At 65.3% G+C, this 5448-nt stretch carries 5 protein-coding genes and 1 pseudogene; 5 read left to right on the forward strand and 1 reads right to left on the reverse strand.

What is annotated here, in order from left to right; genetic code table 11:
- A pseudogene (locus A5699_RS29070) lies at positions 1-92 on the forward strand (alpha/beta hydrolase); the annotation flags it as partial.
- Between the two features lie 69 nt (positions 93-161).
- Here A5699_RS29070 and purD read toward each other — a convergent pair.
- Positions 162-1430, reverse strand: coding sequence for a phosphoribosylamine--glycine ligase (gene purD, locus A5699_RS10510; RefSeq protein WP_067768928.1), 1269 nt, complete (start codon positions 1428-1430; stop codon positions 162-164).
- Positions 1431-1526: 96 nt separating this feature from the next.
- Between purD and A5699_RS10515 the strand changes: the two genes are divergently transcribed.
- Genes A5699_RS10515 through A5699_RS10530 form a run of 4 tightly spaced genes read left to right on the forward strand, consistent with a single transcriptional unit; the run spans position 1527 to position 5268 of the window.
- Complete coding sequence (locus A5699_RS10515; RefSeq protein ID WP_067768930.1) at positions 1527-2762, forward strand: cytochrome P450; 1236 nt, start codon at positions 1527-1529, stop codon at positions 2760-2762.
- Between the two features lie 38 nt (positions 2763-2800).
- On the forward strand, positions 2801-3430 hold the full coding sequence (locus A5699_RS10520) for a TetR/AcrR family transcriptional regulator (protein ID WP_067768932.1): 630 nt from the start codon (positions 2801-2803) through the stop codon (positions 3428-3430).
- A 33-nt stretch (positions 3431-3463) separates the two neighbouring features.
- The gene (locus A5699_RS10525) at positions 3464-4795 is read left to right on the forward strand and encodes an EspA/EspE family type VII secretion system effector (protein WP_067768934.1); all 1332 of its coding nucleotides are present in this window, start codon (positions 3464-3466) and stop codon (positions 4793-4795) included.
- Between the two features lie 14 nt (positions 4796-4809).
- Complete coding sequence (locus A5699_RS10530) at positions 4810-5268, forward strand: hypothetical protein (RefSeq protein ID WP_231965675.1); 459 nt, start codon at positions 4810-4812, stop codon at positions 5266-5268.
- The last annotated feature ends 180 nt before the right edge of the window (positions 5269-5448 follow it).

Genomic DNA, 5448 nt, shown 5'->3' on the forward strand with positions numbered 1-5448 from the left:
GCGGCTTCTCTCCCGGCGGGCATGACGGCAGCTTCTGGAGTTCCCAGCTGCCCGCCGAGATCTCCTGGATGGCGCCGCTGCTGGTGGCCTGATCCCTCCGGCGAGCAGACATAAACCGGCACATTCTCGACGAGAAATGTGCGGTTTTGCGTCTGCTCGCGCTAGAGGGTGATGCGCCCCTCCGCGGCGGCCAGTCCGATGTCGCTGCGGAAGTGGCTGCCCGGCAGGCGAATCGACTTGGCGAGCGCGTATGCCGCATCGCGGGCGGCGGGCAGATCGGCTCCGGTGCCGACGACCGAGAGGACCCGGCCGCCCGAGGACACCACGGCGCCGTCGTCGCGCCGCGCGGTGCCGGCGTGCAGCACACCGTCGGCCTCGGATCCGGTGATCACGTCGCCCACGCGCGGCCGGCCCGGGTAGTTCTCCGCGGCCACCACCACCGTCACCGCATAGCCGTCCCGCCACTGCAGGTCGCCGAATGAGGCGAGCTGGCCGGTGGCCGCGGCCTTGAGCAGCTGCCCCAGCGGTGAATCCAGCAGGGCCAGAACGGATTGCGTCTCCGGGTCACCGAAGCGGCAGTTGAACTCCACCACGGCCGGACCGTTCGAGGTGATGGCCAGGCCGGCGTAGAGCAAACCGGAAAATGAGCTACCCCGCGCAACCAGTTCTGCGGCAACGGGTTTGACGATCTCGTCGACAATCTGGTTTTTCACCGAGTCCGGCAGCCAGGGCAGCGGGGCGTAGGCACCCATGCCTCCGGTGTTGGGCCCGGTGTCTCCGTCGCCGACGCGCTTGAAGTCCTGGGCCGGCAACAGCGGCACCACGGTGGCGCCGTCGACCACGCAGAACAGCGATACCTCGGGGCCGTCCAGGAACGATTCGAGGAGCACCGGGTGCCCGGAGTCCAGCAGGCCGGCGGCATGCGCCCGGGCGGCGTCACGGTCAGCACTCACCACCACGCCCTTGCCGGCGGCCAGCCCGTCGTCCTTGACCACCCAGGCCGCCTGCCCGGCCGGCGGACCGAAGCGGTCCAGCGCGGCGTCGAGGTGAGCCGGATTGTCGACGATCTCACTACTGGCGGTGCGCACCCCGGCCGCGGCCATGACGTCCTTCGCGAAAGCCTTGGAGCCCTCGATCCGCGCGGCGTCCCTGCTCGCGCCGAAGCAGGCGATCCCGGCAGCCCGCACCGCATCGGCCACGCCGAGAACCAGCGGAACCTCGGGACCGATCACCACCAAGTCGCTGCCCAGGCGCTGGGCCAGCTTCACCACGTCCGCACCGGAGGTGATGTCGACGTCGTGCTGATCGGCGATGGTCTGGGTGCCGGCGTTGCCGGGAGCCACCGCCAGCTCCTCCACCTGCGGGTCGCGGCGCAGGGCCAGCAGCAGGGCGTGTTCACGGGCACCGGATCCGATAACGAGGACGCGCACGGACGTAGCGTAGCGGCAAACCCACGGGCATACACTTGACGTGGCAGTGTATGGTCGTCGGTAGAACGTGTCCGCAGTCACACGAGGAGACCTGGCTTGACGACACTCAGCGCCTGCCCGTTCGGGCAGGGTTACGACTTCACCGATCCCGACGTCTTACTCCGCGGAATCCCGGTCGACGAGTTCGCCCAGCTGCGCAAGACCGCCCCGGTGTGGTGGAACGAGCAGGGCGAATCGATCTTCGACGACGGCGGCTACTGGGTGATCACCCGTCACGAGGACATCAAGACCATCTCCCGCAACGGCGGCGACCTGTGGTCCACGAACGCCAAAGGCGCAGTGATGCGACTGCCGGACAGCGTCACCGCGGAGCAACTCGACCTGACCAAGGCGCTGCTGATCAACCATGACGCGCCGGAGCACACCCGGCTGCGCAAGCTGGTGTCCCGGTTGTTCACGCCGCGCTCGGTCGCGGTGCTCGAGGAGAAGCTGGCCGTCGCGGCCCGCGACATCGTCGCCAAGGCCGCGCAGAAGGACACCGGCAATTTTGTCGACGACATCGCGGTGGGTCTTCCGCTGCTGGCCATTGCCGACCTGATCGGCGTCCCGGAGGAAGACCGCGAGAAGGTGTTCAACTGGTCCAACGCCATCATCAACACCGACGACCCCGATTTCGACGCCGACCCGACGATGGCCAACGCCGAGCTGATGGGCTACGCCTACACCATGGCCGAGCAGCGTCGCGCGTGCCCGGCCGACGACATCGTGACGCGTCTGGTGCAAGCCGACGCCAGTGGAGAGGCGATCACCGAGGTCGAGTTTGCGTTCTTCGTGATCCTGCTGGCCGTGGCGGGCAACGAGACCACCCGCAACGCCATGACCCACGGCATGAACGCATTCCTCGAAAACCCCGACCAATGGGAGCTTTTCAAGCGTGAACGCCCGGACACCGCGGTCGACGAGATCATCCGCTGGGCCACCCCGGTGCACTGTTTCCAGCGGACGGCCCTGGCCGACATCCAGGTCGGCGACGTCACCGTGAAGGCCGGTCAGCGCGTCGGGCTGTTCTACAGCTCGGCCAACTACGACGAAGAAGTGTTCGAGAACCCCTTCGAATTCAACATCCTGCGCAACCCCAATCCGCACCTGGCGTTCGGCGGCAACGGTGCGCACTTCTGCATCGGCGCGAACCTGGCGCGGATGGAGATCAAGCTGATGTTCAACCAGATCGCCGACCAGATCCCCGACATCACCAAACTCGGTGAGCCGCAACGTCTCCGGTCCGGCTGGATCAACGGCATCAAGGAGCTTCCGGTCGCCTACCACCGCTGACCGGCGGTTTGTGCCTTTGGTTGTTTTAAGATTCGCCCATGCGAACGCACGGGTGGTCCGGCTCCGCGCCGGCCAGTGATGAGGAAGCGATTGCCCGCATCCTCGCCGCCGCGGGCAACGCGATCGACGAGCGGGGCGCCGATTTCTCCATCGCCGACGTGGCCCGCACGCTCGGCGTCACCCGCCAGACCGTGTATCGCTATTTCCCGAGCACCGACGCCCTGCTGGTGGCGTCGGCGGTGAACGCGGCCAGCGACTTCCTGGACCGGGTGGCCGCCCACCTGCAAGGTGTGACCGACCCGGTCGAAGCGGTCGCCGAGGCCATCGCCACCGCACTGGAGTGGCTACCCGAGGACAAACACATCGGTTTGCTCGTCGCGCCCGGGCGAGCCAGTGCCCACACCGAATCGGTCACCTCCGATGTCGCAGTCGACTTTGCCCGCGCATTGATGCGCAAGCTGGACGTCGACTGGGCCGGACTCGGTTACACCGACGCCGAACTCGACGAGCTCGCCGAACACCTGCTCCGCATCATCCAGTCCTTCGTCATCGATCCGGGCCGTCCGCCGCGCACCGGCGAGGCGCTACGCAGCTACCTTCGCCGGTGGGTCGGCTCGGCCGTGGTCAGCGGGCGATTGGCGTCCGAGAGGCCCGCGACTGCGACTTAGACTGGGTTTCTCGATCCAGCGGGGCGGTGAAGTATGGGCGCATTGGATGCGTTCTACACAACGTGGTCGCAGGCGCGCGCCACGTTCGGCGAGGGGGCCCCGACGACGGGTGACTCCTTCGACGGCAGTGCGCGCCTGCGCGAGATGCAATCGACCATCGAGTCCGCAGCGCCCGACCACCGATGGCAGGGCACGGCCTCGCAGGCCTACGCGGCAAAGAACGCCGAACATGCCGCTGTTTACGGCAAGCTCGCAGATCTTGATCAGCGCATGGCCGCCGAGGTCACCAATTCCGCGGCGGTAGTCTCGGCGGGTCGACGCAACCTCGGCGACCTGCAGAAATGGATCGAGGCTGCCGACGCCTCGATCCCCGGCGGACAGTCCGGCAACACAATGCGAATGATCCTGGCCCGCAAAGGTCTCAGCCAGCTCAGCGAAACCGTCCAACGGTCCACTGAGGAAATGAGCGCGATCGGACGCAAAGTCGCTGACATTCGAGGGCAATACGACGCGATCACGAGCGAAAGCAGGAAGGCCGCGGGCTGGAAGGAGAATCCGCCCCCGGTCACTGCAGACGACAACCGCACCCACGACGAGAAGGTCGCGGAATGGTTCGTGAAGCTGAATGAATGGAATCAGAAGGTTGCGAAACTCACGGCGACCAGGCCACCGGAGAGCGCGCCTGAAGGTGTGAAGATTGCCTGGAATGAGGAGCGACATGCCGAGGATGCGGCGGCTGTGATCCGTTTGTGTACAGCAGCTTTCTGCTGCTTCACCGCCGCACTAGCGGCGTGCGGAACTGACGCCCCCATGCCGTCAATGACGGTGCAGAGCACGAAGGCAGTTGCGGCCGTAGTACTTCCCGTCGAAGAAGTACGAACCATTTCCGGGGTTACCGGATTTCACGACATACCTGAGTTGAACGCCACCGCGCCCTCTGCAGTCTCGGACATTCCAGAACCATGTCGCGCGGTGTTCGATCCGCCCACCGTTTTCGGATCTGATTGGAAGCAGTTCGATACCGCCGGCTACGGTGCGGATCTCGACGCTCCAGTGCTGCCCATCATGGCCGATGTCCGCCAGGCGATTGCCGTCTACCCGGACGCGGCGACCGCACAGGCCACGTTTGACCGGCTCGCAGCGGCGGTGCCCGGCTGCATCAGCACGGGTACCGGATACTACCGCCGCACGGCGGAGAGCCCCGATCCGAACACCCTGCTACTCAACAGCGAACAGGCCGACGGGGCCCACACCGCGTATCGGCTCACCGGTGCTGCGCTGATCAACTCAAGCGCGCTCGGACTCCCAGACAGCGAACGGGTCGCTGTGGCAATACTCGACAGTCTCGAACAAGCGGAGCACTAGTGGACGCACACCGAGTGAATATCGTCAGAACGACACGAACCACACTCATCGTTGTTCTTCTCTGCCTCTCCGTGACGCGCTGCGACCTGGCCCGGCAGGCGCTGCGGCCGTCGATGGACATCGATTACAACGATCAGAAGCTCAACGATGGCCTAAAAAGCCTTCTGCACGAGAAGAAGTCCGGCCGACTCAGCGACTTCACCAGCTGGGACTGGGACGAAGTCCACCTGTTCAACGAGTCCTCCGAACGGGAATACATCGAGAAGGTCGTCGGCGCGCCGGTTATCAAGAGCAAGTACTTGAACTCCAAGGCCAACTTGCTGGTCTTCGAACTCAACGACAAACCTGTCAAAGCCGCAGGTATCAGCCCCGATTTCCTCCGCCCTGAAGACCACCGCGTGACCTTTCCGTACGACGTGGTTTTGAAGCCCTCCGGCGGTGGCATTCTCCTGCTCACAGTGCCGACAAGCTAGCCATCGTCGTGCATCACCGAAGAAGAGGTGCGGTCCCACTATCCCCTTGCCGAGAACACTCACCTCCCGACCGGCCATTCGCCGAAGGAGGAGTTCGTGTGGTCCCGAGTTGGGTCATTTGCCTTAGTGCCTTGATTTCTCGGATGCCAGCGCGTCGAGAATGGTTTTGACCTCGACGTT

It is taken from the genome of Mycobacterium sp. E802 (assembly GCF_001666875.1).
Taxonomy (GTDB): domain Bacteria; phylum Actinomycetota; class Actinomycetes; order Mycobacteriales; family Mycobacteriaceae; genus Mycobacterium.